An 11,925-nucleotide genomic window follows, 5' to 3' on the forward strand; every position below is an offset into this window, starting at 1 on the left:
GAAGAAAAGCCTCGAATCAGATGTCGAAGTACAGCTCGAACTCGTGCGGGTGCGGGCGGAGCTGCATGGGGGCGATTTCGTTGGTGCGTTTGTAGTCGATCCAGGTTTCGATCAGGTCGGAGGTGAAGACGCCGCCGGCCTGGAGGTATTCGTTGTCCTCTTCGAGGGCGTCGAGGACGGCGGGGAGCGAGGTGGGGACCTGGGCGACGTCGGCGTGCTCCTCGGGGGGCAGCTCGTAGAGGTCCTTGTCGATGGGCTCGGCCGGCTCGATCTTGTTCTTGATGCCGTCCAGGCCGGCCAGCAGGAGGGCGGCGAAGGCCAGGTACGGGTTGGAGGAGGGGTCGGGGGCGCGGAACTCGACGCGCTTGGCCTTCGGGTTGGAGCCGGTGATCGGGATGCGCATGGCGGCGGAGCGGTTGCGCTGGGAGTAGACGAGGTTCACCGGGGCCTCGAAGCCGGGGACCAGGCGGTGGTAGGAGTTCACCGTCGGGTTGGTGAAGGCGAGCAGCGAGGGGGCGTGCCGCAGGATGCCGCCGATGTAGTAGCGGGCCGTGTCGGAGAGGCCCGCGTAGCCCTGCTCGTCGTGGAAGAGCGGGGCTCCGTTCTGCCACAGGGACTGGTGGACGTGCATGCCGGAGCCGTTGTCGCCGAAGATCGGCTTGGGCATGAAGGTGGCGGTCTTGCCGTTGCGCCAGGCCGTGTTCTTGACGATGTACTTGAAGAGCATCAGGTCGTCGGCGGCGGCCAGCAGGGTGTTGAACTTGTAGTTGATCTCCGCCTGGCCGGCGGTGCCCACCTCGTGGTGCTGGCGCTCGACCTGGAGGCCGGCGCGGGACAGTTCGAGGGAGATCTCGGCGCGCAGGTCGGCGAAGTGGTCGACGGGCGGGGCGGGGAAGTAGCCGCCCTTGTAGCGGACCTTGTAGCCGCGGTTGCCGCCGTCCTCGATGGCGCCGGTGTTCCACGCTCCGGCCTCGGAGTCGATGTGGTAGTAGCCGGCGTTCGCCTTGGTCTCGAAGCGGACGTCGTCGAAGACGTAGAACTCGGCCTCGGGTCCGAAGAAGGCGGTGTCGGCGATGCCGGAGGACTCCAGGTATGCCTCGGCCTTCCTGGCCACGTTCCGCGGGTCGCGGCTGTACTGCTCGCCGGTGATCGGGTCGTGGATGAAGAAGTTGATGTTGAGGTGCTTCTCGGAGCGGAAGGGGTCCGGGCGGGCGGTGGACAGGTCGGGGACCAGTGCCATGTCGGATTCGTGGATGGCCTGGAAGCCGCGGATGGAGGAGCCGTCGAACATCAGGCTCTCGGCCGGGTCGAAGATCTCGGCCGGGATGGCGAAGTGCTGCATGACGCCCGGCAGGTCGCAGAAGCGGACGTCGATGAACTTGACGTCGTTGTCCGCGATGTATTTCTTGGCCTCGTCGGCGTTCTGGAACATCGAACTCCTCCTAGTCCCGCCGCCTCGGGACGGGGTTGCTCCGTGGCGCTCACCCGTGGTGCGCCTGGGACCGACCATAGGCAGGGGCCATTTCTCAAGCATGACCCATTTGTTTCGCCGATGTTAACCGGCGGCCCGGCCACCCGGGAGACTCCGGGAGTTCTCGGTGGCCGGGCCGCCGCCCCACCGGCCCCATGCTGACCTGCGGAAACGTCGTGGTTGGCGAGGTTCCGGCCGGGCGGCGGCAGGCGGCCGGGGCCGGGCGGTGGGGCCGCGATACCGTGGACGGGTGGACAAGAGGGAAGCAATCGGATCGTGGCTGTCCGGCCCGCGGGCCGCTGCCGAGGGAATGGCCGAGAAGGCGGGTACCGACTTCGGCTATCGCGGCGAGCGGCTGGGTCTCCCGGAAGAAGGCCCCGGCTCCATCGCACCCTTCGGCCGCCGTGTGGGCGCGCTGTTCATCGACTGGGGGATCTCGGCCCTCATCGCCTTCGGTCTGCTGGCCGGGCGGAAGCTGGAGGGGACGAACAACTGGGCGCTGGTCGTCTTCCTGGTGATGAGCCTGCTGACGGTCGGCACCGTCGGGGCGACGCCGGGGAAGCGTCTGCTGGGGCTGCGCGTCGTCTCGCTCCACGGGCTCGGCAAGCTGCCGGTGTGGCGGACGCTCGTCCGTACGGTGCTGCTGGGCGTCGCCGTCCCGGCGCTCATCTGGGACCGCGACAACCGGGGCCTGCACGATCAGCTCTCCGGCTCCGTCCAGGTCCGGATCTAGCCTCGGTTCGGGCCCCCGGCCGGATGCAGCCGTTCCGGCCTCCGGATCCGGCCGGGGCCCGGACGTGCGTGAGGGCCGCACCCGCGGTGGGTGCGGCCCTCACGCATGTCCGCCTGTTCTGCGTCCGCACGTCCGGGCCCGTACGGAGTCCGCGAGCCCGGGCCCGTCCGGAGTCCGCATGTCCGGGCCCGTTCGGAGTCCGCGAGCCGGTGGCCGCCGGGTGGTTCAGCGGCCGCTGGGGCCCTTCGGGGGGCGCATGCCCTTCGGCATCGGCCCCTTCGGGATCGGCATGTTGCTCATCAGGTCGCCGAGCGCCCGCAGCCGGTCGTTGACCTGCGTGACCTGCGCGCCCTGGAGCACCCGCGGCAGCTTCATCATCGTCGTCCGCAGCTTCTTGAGCGGGACCTGGCCCTCGCCGTTGCCGACGATCATGTCGTGCACGGGAACGTCACCGACGACGCGGGCCATCTTCTTCTTCTCGGCGGCGAGCAGGCTCTTCAGCCGGTTCGGGTTGCCCTCCCCCACGAGCACGATGCCCGCCTTGCCCACCGCGCGGTGGACGACGTCCTGGCTGCGGTTCATCGCCACCGCCGGGGTGACGTGCCAGCCGCGGCCGAAGTTCTCCAGCACCGCCGCCGCGGCGCCCATCTGGCCCTCCATCTGCCCGAAGGCGGCCCGCTCGGCGCGGCGTCCGAAGACGATCGCACAGGCCAGCAGCCCCAGGAGGACGCCCAGGATGCCCAGGTAGACGGGGTGACCGATCAGGAAGCCGATCGCGAGGAGTACACCGAAGGTGACGAGCCCCACGCCGGCCAGGATCCAACCGATCTTCCGGTCCACGCGCCGGGTCATCGTGTACGTCTGGGCGATCTGCTTGAGCCGCCCAGGATTCTCGGTGTTGTCCTTCCTCGCCATGGGAGGAAGTTTACGGGTGGCTCCCGGTGCGCGGTCCCGCGGCCGGGTGGTGCCCGAAGCGTCCGGTTCGTGGGATGGCACCGCTCACCCGCTGCGGTGGGCACGGAACTTGGTGCCTTTCCCCTATGGGGGCACGCGTGTACGGAACGTTACGGTCACCAGTCAGGTAGCGCCGGGTGTTCCGCCGCAGTCGGGCCGTTCTGCGGATCCTGCCCGGCAGGTCGGATCGGAAGCGTATGGCGAGCGGGATGGTGTCCCTGCTGGCGGCTGCGGTGCTCTGGGGGACGGTCGGGCCCGCGCAGCTGCTGGCCGACACGGATGTGGCGCCGGTGAGTCTGGGCGCCTGCCGGATGCTGCTGGGCGGGCTGGTGCTCGGGCTGTTCACGGTGCGTGCCCCGGGCCTGCAGTCGCTGTGGCGGCCCGGTGTGCGGGGCTGGATGGTGGTGAGCGTCCTGGTCACGGCCGGGTTCCAGGCGTGTTTCCTGGAGTCCGTGGACCGGACGGGCGCCGCGCTGGCGACCGCCGTGACCTTCGGGACGGTGCCGATCGTCTCCGGGGTGTGGGCGCGGCTGCTGGACGGTGAGCGGGGCGGGGCGGCCTGGTGGGTCGGCACGGTGTGCGCGGTCGGGGGCGTCGCCCTGCTTCTGATGCCCGGCGAGGGGGCGCGGGCCGAGGTGCCCGGGGTGCTGTTCGGGATCGTCGCGGGGTGCAGCTTCGGCACGTACATCGCGACCACCAAGCAGCTCGCGCGGCGCGGCGCCGATACGGCGGCCGCCGCGCCGGTGAGCGTGCTGTGCGCGGGTGCCGTCGTCTCCCCGTGGCTGCTGGCCGCGCCCGGCGGGCTCGGTGAGCCGAGGGCGCTGGTGCTGGTGGGCTGGCTGGCGCTGGGGACGACGGCGCTGGGCTATCTGCTGTTCACGCGGGGAGTGGCCCGGGTGACCGCGGCGACCGCCGGAACGCTGAGCCTGGCCGAGCCGCTGGTCGCGGCCGTGCTCGGCTTCGTGCTGCTGGGGGAACGGCTCGGCGTCGCGGCGTCGTGCGGTGCCGCGCTGCTGCTGGGCGGGCTGGTGGTGGTGTCCCTGCCCGCCCGGGAGCGGGCAGGGACCGACGGGCCGGCCGCCGCGCGGGACGGGGCCGGGGGAACGGACGGGACGGACAGGACGGACAGGACGGGCGGGGTCGACGGGACGGTCGGGATCGACGGGGTCGACGGGCCGGTCGGGATCGACGGGTCGGGCGGGGTCGACGGGGTCCGCGGTGCCGGTGTGGGTGGCGGCGGGGTGGTCAGCGGTCCTGGTAGTGCGCCAGGGCGTGCCGTACCCGCTCGGAGAAGAACACCGGGCCCACCGCGTCCGCCCACGCCATCCCCTCGGGAGTGAGCCGCAGGACGTCGAGCCGGTCGAGGCCGGTGGTCCCGGCGCGGGCGTCGTCCGCGTCGGGGCCCCGGTGCAGCCAGCCGCGCTCGGCGAGCACGCGGAACTGCTCGGGGAAGTCGTCCACGGGTGCGGTGCCGAAGCGGTCGCGGTAGGCGGCGACGGGCATGCCCTCGGCCTCCAGCAGGGCCTGGAGGACGAACATCCGGCGCCGTTCGTCGTCGTCCATCTCGAACGCCCACTGGGCGCGCCGGAACGCCTCGGTGGGGGTGGCGATGTACTCGTCGATGATGCGCCGGACCTCGGGCACGGCGACGGCGTAGTCCGTCGTGTAGTGCAGGGTCTCGGTGAACGAGCGTGCGCCGACGCCGAGTCCGACCATGCCGGCCTGCTGGTTGTACTCGCTGATGCTGTCCCCGGCGCCGTCGGGGCCCGCCTGCGGGGAGCCGGTGTCGGCGGCGGAGCCGATGCGCTGGAAGACGCGCAGCGAGGTCTGCCGGTAGCCCGCGGCGAGGAGATGGTCGCGGCCGAAGCGGTAGAGGTCGAGGCGCTGCTCGTCCCACTCCTGCCTGCCCTTGTCGTGCCGGGTGCTCAGCCCGGTGAGGGGGCGTACGTAGAGCGGGTAGAGGTAGATCTCCTCCGGCTGCCAGCTGAGGGCGGCGTTCAGCGACGTCCGGAAGGAGCGCCGGGTCTGGCCGTCGATGCCGTAGATGAGGTCGATGTTGAGGACGGGGAAGCCGGCCTCTTTCAGCCTGTCGAGCGCCGCGTCGACCTCGGCGCGCTTCTGCGGGCGGACCGCGGCCCTGGCCTCCTCGTCGACGAAGCTCTGCACACCGATGCTGAGCCGGGTGGCGCCGTGTTCGGCCAGTACGGCGAGCCGGTCGGCGGTGGCGGTGGCGGGTGAGGTCTCCACGGAGAAGGGGACGGCCCGCAGATCGGCGCCCATGACCGTCTCGCAGATTCCGCAGAGTTCGTCCAGTTCCTCGGCGGTCAGATAGGTCGGTGTGCCGCCGCCGAAAGCAGCGAGGGTGAAACGGACCGGGTCGCCTTTGGCTTCCAGGGCCTCCCGCGTCACCTCGGCCTGCCGCCTCAATGTGGCCAGAAATGCACGGGTGATGTCCTCGGGTGCGCCGGTGCGGGTGAAGAGGTTGCAGAATCCGCAGCGCATTTCGCAGAACGGAATGTGCGCGTAGAGCGAGAGCGCGTCCAGCCGTTCACGGGACCACAGTTCGCTGAGCAGCGGGCCGTTCTCCAGCAGCCGGTACGCCTTCTGGTGCGGGTACGCGTAAACGTACTGCTCGTACGGGGTGTCCGGCGCGATCGGCCGCCGGGGGGAGAGCTGGACGGGTACAGAGGTCGCCATGGAGGTCCCTTCGAAACCGAAATCGCGCCCGGAGGAACCACGGTAGGAACGAACCGCCTCGCTTTCTCTGCCGCAAAAGCCCAAAGATTGCGCGGCAACAGCCCCTGGAATTGGTTGCTTCGCATACTTGCCCCGCATGAATTTCCGGCACATGCCCGCGCGAGGGTGGCGCACCCCGGAATCCGGGCAGTCCTGAAGGTTATGAAGCGACTTCTGATCGCGGCCGGCGGCGGCGGTGACGCCATCACAGCGGCGGCCGTGCACGCCGCTCTCCACGGCCCCGACTCCCCCGCCCTCGTCCTCACCTACGCCTGGGAACGGCTGGTCGTCGACCCGGTGCCCGGGCCCCGCGGACACCGGGACTTCACCGGTACGGTGCCGGCCGGCGACCTGCTCCGCCTCGTGACCCCGCGGTCGGCCGCGCGCCCTCCCGCGGGCTCCTCGCTGCCCCGGCTGGCGGCCGATCTCCGGCCCGGGCTGGGGCTCCTGGACCCGCACACCGGAACGCCCGGGCTGGCCCGGCAGATCGCGGAGGCGCTGGAGCACTGTGCGGCCGACCGCGTCGACATCGTGGACGTCGGCGGCGACATCCTCACCGACGGCACCGAACCGACCCTGCGCAGCCCGCTCGGTGACGCGCTCGTGCTGGCCGCCTGCGCCCGCGTCGGTGCCCCCGCCGAGGTGTACGTGGCGGGGCCCGGGCTGGACTCCGAGGTGCCGCGCGAGGTGCTGCTGCCCCGGCTCGGGGAGCCCGCGTTCACGCTGACGGCCGGGCACACCGAGGTGGTCGACTCCGTGTTCGCCTGGCACCCGTCCGAGGCGAGCGCGCTGCTCGTCGCCGCGGCACGCGGGGTGCGCGGGGTGTGCGGCACCCGGGACACCCAGCGGCCCGTCACCCTCACCGACGGGTGCGCACACGTCCACCGGCTCCCGCTGGAGCGGGCGCTGCGGCTCAACCCGCTGGCGCGGGCGCTGGCGGACGCCGCCGATCTGGCCGAGGCGGAGGAGACGAGCGTGCGGGTGTGCGGCTTCTCCGAGATCGAACGGGAACGCCGGCGGGCCCGCGAGATGGGGCGGCCGGGCGGCGGCGGTGACGGGGTCGGCAGGAGCGCCGGGAACGCCGGAAGCGCGGGGAGCTGGGACGCGTTCCTCGCCTGGGAACGGCGGACCGCCGAGCAGGGCCTCGACCATGTGACCAGCCGCCGTATCCGCGAGGAACTCCGGCTGGACCAGGAGGCGTTCGGCGCCCTGCGCACCCGACTGCTGGCAGGGCCGCCGTCCCGCGACGCGGCACCCCTGTGGCGGCTGCACCGCGGGGCCTAGCGGCCGGCCCGAGCCCCCGTGCGCGGCATGACGCACGGTCCTCGGCGCCCTCGGCTCGGAGCACCCCGTGGCGGCGCGTCAGGTGGCCTTGCCGGAGGGCTGCGGGCGGAGGGCGGCGTCCAGTGCTGCCTGGGCCTCGCGGCGGGCGCGGGCGCGGGCCCGGTCCTCCTGGACGGCCCGCCACGCGTTGCGCCGCGCGGTGCCCGCGCCCGGGTTCCTGAGCAGCTGTTCGAGACCGACGAGTGCGCGACGAGCGGTCCGCACGTTCCCCCCTACGACAGTGATCCGGCTCCAGGGGCGGCACCCGGCGCGGGTGCCGCCCGGCGGCGCGGGTGCGCCCGGCTCAGGCCGCGCTGGTCGCGCCCTCGCGGGCCTCGACCGCCTGCTTGTACAGCCGGCCCGCGCGGTAGGAGGAGCGGACGAGCGGGCCGGACATGACGCCGGCGTAGCCGATCTCTTCGGCCTCCTGCTGGAGCTCGACGAACTCCTGCGGCTTGACCCAGCGCTCCACCGGGTGGTGCCGGGGGCTGGGGCGCAGGTACTGCGTGATGGTGATCAGCTCGGTGCCGGCCTCGTGGAGGTCCCGCAGGGCCTCGCTGATCTCCTCGCGGGTCTCGCCCAGGCCGAGGATGAGGTTGGACTTCACGACCAGCCCGGCCTCGCGGGCCCGGGTGAGGACCTCCAGGGAGCGCTCGTAGCGGAAGCCGGGGCGGATGCGCTTGAAGATCCGCGGCACGGTCTCCACGTTGTGCGCCAGCACCTCGGGGCGGGAGGAGAAGACCTCGGCGAGCTGGTCGGGCTCGGCGTTGAAGTCCGGGATGAGCAGCTCGACGCCGGTGTCGGGCATCAGGCCGTGGATCTGCCGGACGGTCTCGGCGTACAGCCAGGCGCCGCCGTCCTCCAGGTCGTCCCGGGCGACGCCGGTGATGGTGGCGTAGCGCAGCTCCATCGTCCGGACGGACTCGGCGACGCGGCGGGGCTCGTCGACGTCCAGCTCGGCCGGCTTGCCGGTGTCGATCTGGCAGAAGTCGCAGCGCCGGGTGCACTGCTCGCCGCCGATGAGGAAGGTCGCCTCGCGGTCCTCCCAGCACTCGAAGATGTTGGGACAGCCGGCCTCCTGGCAGACCGTGTGCAGGCCCTCGTCCTTGACCAGCTTCTGGAGGGCGTTGTACTCGGGGCCCATTTTCGCCCGGGTCTTGATCCACTCGGGCTTGCGCTCGATGGGGGTCTGGCTGTTGCGGACCTCCAGGCGGAGCATCTTGCGACCGTCGGGTGCGACAGCGGACACGTCCGGCTCCCTACGTACTTTCGAATCGTCGGCGAGGGCCAGCCTACGCCTTCACGTCTACGGGCCCGGGGGCCCGGATGGGCTCAGACCGCGCGGGGCAGGGGCTCCGCGGAACCCAGCACCTCGCGCAGATGCTTCTCGACAAGGGGAATCACCTCGGCGACCGGAACATTCCTGCCCAGCTCGTTGGAGAGCGAGGTGACGCCCGCGTCCCGGATGCCGCAGGGGACGATGCGGTCGAACCAGGTGTTGTCGGGGCAGCAGTTGAGGGCGAAGCCGTGCATCGTGACGCCCTTGGCCACGCGCACCCCGATCGCCGCCAGCTTCCGGTCCTCGCCGCGCTGGCCCGCGTTCGACGGGGCGTACTCGGGGCCGCGCAGCCGCGGGTCGTACTCCTCGCTCGCCGCGCGGGCCTCCGGCGTCAGCTGCGGGGCCAGATCGAGCGCGAGACCGTCGCCGCCCGGGCCGGCGGACCCGGGCACCGCGTTCCCCGCGGCGTCCCCGGCGGTGCCCGCCACGGCGTCGCCCAGCACCCAGACCCCGCTGCGGCCCTCCACCCGGCTCGTCTCCAGGCCCAGCTCGGCGCAGGCCCGGATGAGGGCCTCCTCCATGCGGCGCACATGGGCGACGACGTCCACCGGCCGCGGCAGCTTCAGGATGGGGTACCCGACCAGCTGCCCGGGGCCGTGCCAGGTGATCTTGCCGCCGCGGTCCACGTCGACGACCGGGGTGCCGTCCAGCGGGCGCTCGTCGTCCTCGGTGCGCCGGCCGGCGGTGTAGACGGCGGGGTGCTCCAGCAGCAGACAGGTGTCGGGGATCTCGTCGGCGAAGCGCGCGGCGTGCACCGTGCGCTGCTCCTGCCACGCCTGTGTGTACTCGACGGCGTCGGCGCCGAAGCCCAGATGGACGAACCGCAGCTCGTCCGTGGTCCGCCCGGTCGCCGTGGGCTGCCCCATGCCGTTCCTCCTCCGCTCGCCCGCTCACTCGCGGGTTCGAATCGCGCCCCGGCCACTCTACGGCCGGACCTCGACACCACCGAGGGCGGCCGTCTCCTCACACGTACGAATGAATACATGACGAAGCGGGCGAGGCCACCTCAAAGGACCGTTACATTCGCGCCGTTCCAGCAGGGCGCCCCGGCGTCTGCCGTAAGCCGCGAGGGCAGGAGACCGTAAACCTGATGACGATGGAACGATCTGGGAGCAGCGCCCACGGCGTGGGCTCGGCGAACCAGTCCTCCCAGCAGCGCATCCCCAACCGCCAGCTCGCCGCGCTGATCGCCGAGGCCGGCTTCTCCAACGCGGGGCTGGCCCGGCGGGTGGACCAGCTCGGCCTGGAACACGGCCTCGACCTGCGCTACGACAAGACCTCCGTGACGCGGTGGCTGCGCGGCCAGCAGCCCCGCGGCACCACGCCCGCACTCATCGCCGAGGTGTTCACCCGCCGCCTCGGCCGCCGGCTGACCGCACAGGACCTCGGCCTGGACGCGTGCGCCCCCGTGTACGCGGGGCTGGAGTTCGCCGCGACCCCGGCCGAGGCCGTGGACATCGTCAGCGGACTGTGGCGCAAGGACTCCGGCAGCCATGCCGAACTGCGCAAGATCGCGTTCACCCCGGCGGGGCTGGTCGTGCCCAGCCGGGACTGGCTGATCGGCCGCGCCGACGAGAAGGTCGCGCGCAGCCCCGAACCGGACACGACGCCCGGCGGTCCCGGTGCCTCCGGACCGTCCCTCCAGCCCGGCATCGACGGGCGGACCGGCCCGCCGGCGCCCGGCCCCGTCCACCCGGCCGCCACCCGGGTCCCCGCGCAGGGCCGGGCCACCGGCGCCGGCCTCGGCGGCGGCATCGGCTCGCCCGTGCCCGGGCCCGGCGGCAGGCCGTCGCTGCCCGCCGCGCGCCTCGAACGCGTCGAGCGGGGGCCGGGCCAGCGCGTCACCGGCGGCGACGTCGCGGCGCTGCGCTCGGTGTGCGAACTGTTCCGGGCGCTCGACCACGCCTACGGCGGCGGGCACGCCCGGCAGGCGCTCGTGCGGTACCTGGAGCACGAGTGCGAGCCCATGCTGCGCGGCGTCTACGGCGAACAGCTCGGCCGGCGGCTGTTCGGTGCCGCCGCCGATCTGACCCGGCTCGCCGGCTGGACGTCGTACGACATCGCCGCGCACGGCCTCGCCCAGCGGTACTTCGTGCAGGCACTGCGGCTCACCCAGGCCGCGGGCGACCGGGCGTTCGGCTCCTACGTCCTGGTGACGATGAGCCGGCAGGCCGTCTACCTCGGCCACGGGCGGGAGGCCGTCCAACTGGCGCGGGTGGCCCAGCAGGGCATCGGCACATCGGCGCAGCCCGTCGTCCAGGCGCTGCTGCACGCCGCCGAGGCGCGCGGGCACGGCGTGCTCGGCGAGGTGCGGGCCTGCGCCGCCTCCCTCGCGCGTGCCGAGCGGGCGCTGGAGGCGTCCCGGCCCGGCGAGGACGTCCCCCAGTGGGCGCGGTTCTTCGACGAGGCCCAGCTCGCCGACGAGTTCGGGCACTGCCACCGCGACCTCCAGCAGTACCGTGCCGCCGCGCAGCACGCAGAGCGCTCCCTCCAGCTGAGAGGCGCGGGGTTCGCCCGCAGCCGGCTGTTCTGCCGGATCGTGCTCGCCTCGGCCCGGCTCGGGCTCGGCGAGATCGAGCAGGCGTGCGTGCTGGGGGCCGAGGCCGCACAGCACGCGGCCGAGATGCGGTCCGTGCGGGCGCACGAGTACGTGCGGGACTTCGAGCGGCGGCTGGAGCCGTACCGGGACGCCGCGGCGGTGCGGCAGTACCGGGAGAAGGTCGCGGCCCTCGTCTGAGACCGTTCCCGTCCTTCTTTCCGGCCGGGCCCGGCCCTCGCTGCCGCGGGGCCGGGCCCGGGCCCTTTCCGGGGCACCGGCGTTACCGTGTCGCCATGGAGATCTGGGTGAACCCCGCCTGTTCGAAGTGCCGCAGCGCGGTGCGGCTGCTGGACGCCGAAGGCGTCGACTACACGGTGCGGCGCTATCTGGAGGAGCCGCCCGATGCCGCCGAACTCCGGGACGTGCTGCGGCGGTTGGGGCTGGAGCCGTGGGACATCACCCGTACCGGGGAAGCGGTGGCCCGGGAGCTGGGTGTCGCGGAGTGGCCGCGGGACGAGGGGAGTCGGGAGCGGTGGATCGCGGCTCTCGCCGCGCATCCCGAGATGGTGCAGCGGCCGATCATCACCGCTGATGACGGGACGGCTGTTGTGGGGCGGAGTGAGTCGGCCGTGCGGGATGCCTTGGGGCGGCGGGCCTGACGTTTCTTGGTGCGGCTGGGCCCTGGTGGCCTCGGTCTGGCCTGGGGTGGCCTTGCCTCTTTTGGGTTTTGTCGGCCGTGAGTTGGGCCCCCTGCTGTGGTGGGGGCGCGCCTGGTTTGTGCGGCTCGTCTGGTTAGCTCGCCCCTACTCCAGAGCGAAGCTCTGAGCTCC

General features: G+C 72.6%; 11 protein-coding genes. 5 read left to right on the forward strand and 6 right to left on the reverse strand.

The window, feature by feature from the left end; genetic code table 11:
* Nucleotides 1-16: 16 nt before the first annotated feature.
* Nucleotides 17-1,432, reverse strand: a complete 1,416-nt coding sequence (gene glnA / locus SCA03_RS28065; RefSeq protein WP_030886881.1) for a type I glutamate--ammonia ligase — start codon at nucleotides 1,430-1,432, stop codon at nucleotides 17-19.
* A 289-nt stretch (nucleotides 1,433-1,721) separates the two neighbouring features.
* Here glnA and SCA03_RS28070 point away from each other — a divergent pair, with 289 nt between their 5' ends.
* Complete coding sequence (locus SCA03_RS28070) at nucleotides 1,722-2,204, forward strand: RDD family protein (protein ID WP_030886879.1); 483 nt, start codon at nucleotides 1,722-1,724, stop codon at nucleotides 2,202-2,204.
* Nucleotides 2,205-2,429: 225 nt separating this feature from the next.
* Here the strand turns inward: SCA03_RS28070 and SCA03_RS28075 are convergent, their stop codons facing one another.
* Nucleotides 2,430-3,119 (reverse strand): DUF4191 domain-containing protein, encoded by a 690-nt coding sequence (locus SCA03_RS28075; RefSeq protein WP_030886878.1) that lies wholly within the window; start codon nucleotides 3,117-3,119, stop codon nucleotides 2,430-2,432.
* A 236-nt stretch (nucleotides 3,120-3,355) separates the two neighbouring features.
* Between SCA03_RS28075 and SCA03_RS28080 the strand changes: the two genes are divergently transcribed.
* Complete coding sequence (locus SCA03_RS28080) at nucleotides 3,356-4,498, forward strand: DMT family transporter (protein ID WP_230988961.1); 1,143 nt, start codon at nucleotides 3,356-3,358, stop codon at nucleotides 4,496-4,498.
* On the opposite strand, the gene SCA03_RS28085 is transcribed toward SCA03_RS28080, so the two are convergent.
* Nucleotides 4,404-5,855 (reverse strand): STM4012 family radical SAM protein, encoded by a 1,452-nt coding sequence (locus SCA03_RS28085; protein ID WP_086818198.1) that lies wholly within the window; start codon nucleotides 5,853-5,855, stop codon nucleotides 4,404-4,406. The genes SCA03_RS28080 and SCA03_RS28085 overlap by 95 nt on opposite strands.
* A gap of 201 nt (nucleotides 5,856-6,056) precedes the next feature.
* On the opposite strand from SCA03_RS28085, the gene SCA03_RS28090 reads away from it, so the two are divergent.
* Nucleotides 6,057-7,178: a DUF1152 domain-containing protein gene (locus tag SCA03_RS28090; RefSeq protein WP_030886871.1), complete on the forward strand. Its 1,122-nt coding sequence runs from the start codon at nucleotides 6,057-6,059 to the stop codon at nucleotides 7,176-7,178.
* Nucleotides 7,179-7,256: 78 nt separating this feature from the next.
* On the opposite strand, the gene SCA03_RS28095 is transcribed toward SCA03_RS28090, so the two are convergent.
* The 3 genes from SCA03_RS28095 to lipB form a co-directional block, all read right to left on the reverse strand.
* Entirely contained in the window at nucleotides 7,257-7,442 is a 186-nt protein-coding gene (locus SCA03_RS28095) for a hypothetical protein (protein WP_037853159.1), read from the reverse strand.
* Between the two features lie 79 nt (nucleotides 7,443-7,521).
* A complete protein-coding gene (lipA, locus tag SCA03_RS28100; RefSeq protein ID WP_030886870.1) occupies nucleotides 7,522-8,466 on the reverse strand; it encodes a lipoyl synthase in 945 nt (314 codons plus the stop codon).
* 83 nt (nucleotides 8,467-8,549) lie between these two features.
* The gene (lipB, locus tag SCA03_RS28105) at nucleotides 8,550-9,422 is read right to left on the reverse strand and encodes a lipoyl(octanoyl) transferase LipB (RefSeq protein ID WP_051847153.1); all 873 of its coding nucleotides are present in this window, start codon (nucleotides 9,420-9,422) and stop codon (nucleotides 8,550-8,552) included.
* Nucleotides 9,423-9,652: 230 nt separating this feature from the next.
* On the opposite strand from lipB, the gene SCA03_RS28110 reads away from it, so the two are divergent.
* Nucleotides 9,653-11,293 carry an NsdA family TPR-like regulatory protein gene (locus SCA03_RS28110; protein WP_107429176.1) on the forward strand — a complete coding sequence of 547 codons (1,641 nt, stop codon included), beginning with the start codon at nucleotides 9,653-9,655 and terminating at the stop codon, nucleotides 11,291-11,293.
* A gap of 95 nt (nucleotides 11,294-11,388) precedes the next feature.
* Nucleotides 11,389-11,754 carry an arsenate reductase family protein gene (locus SCA03_RS28115; protein WP_086818197.1) on the forward strand — a complete coding sequence of 122 codons (366 nt, stop codon included), beginning with the start codon at nucleotides 11,389-11,391 and terminating at the stop codon, nucleotides 11,752-11,754.
* The last annotated feature ends 171 nt before the right edge of the window (nucleotides 11,755-11,925 follow it).

Origin of the sequence: Streptomyces cacaoi (assembly GCF_006539165.1) — a bacterium.
In the GTDB taxonomy this organism is placed as follows: Bacteria; Actinomycetota; Actinomycetes; order Streptomycetales; family Streptomycetaceae; genus Streptomyces; species Streptomyces cacaoi.

Bases quoted from the DNA above. Each gene is read 5' to 3' on its own strand.
- glnA (WP_030886881.1), bottom strand. From the start codon at position 1,432: ATGTTCCAGAACGCCGACGAGGCCAAGAAATACATCGCGGACAACGAC.
- SCA03_RS28075 (WP_030886878.1), bottom strand. From the start codon at position 3,119: ATGGCGAGGAAGGACAACACCGAGAATCCTGGGCGGCTCAAGCAGATC.
- SCA03_RS28080 (WP_230988961.1), top strand. From the start codon at position 3,356: ATGGCGAGCGGGATGGTGTCCCTGCTGGCGGCTGCGGTGCTCTGGGGG.
- SCA03_RS28085 (WP_086818198.1), bottom strand. From the start codon at position 5,855: ATGGCGACCTCTGTACCCGTCCAGCTCTCCCCCCGGCGGCCGATCGCG.
- SCA03_RS28090 (WP_030886871.1), top strand. From the start codon at position 6,057: ATGAAGCGACTTCTGATCGCGGCCGGCGGCGGCGGTGACGCCATCACA.
- lipB (WP_051847153.1), bottom strand. From the start codon at position 9,422: ATGGGGCAGCCCACGGCGACCGGGCGGACCACGGACGAGCTGCGGTTC.
- SCA03_RS28110 (WP_107429176.1), top strand. From the start codon at position 9,653: ATGGAACGATCTGGGAGCAGCGCCCACGGCGTGGGCTCGGCGAACCAG.
- SCA03_RS28115 (WP_086818197.1), top strand. From the start codon at position 11,389: ATGGAGATCTGGGTGAACCCCGCCTGTTCGAAGTGCCGCAGCGCGGTG.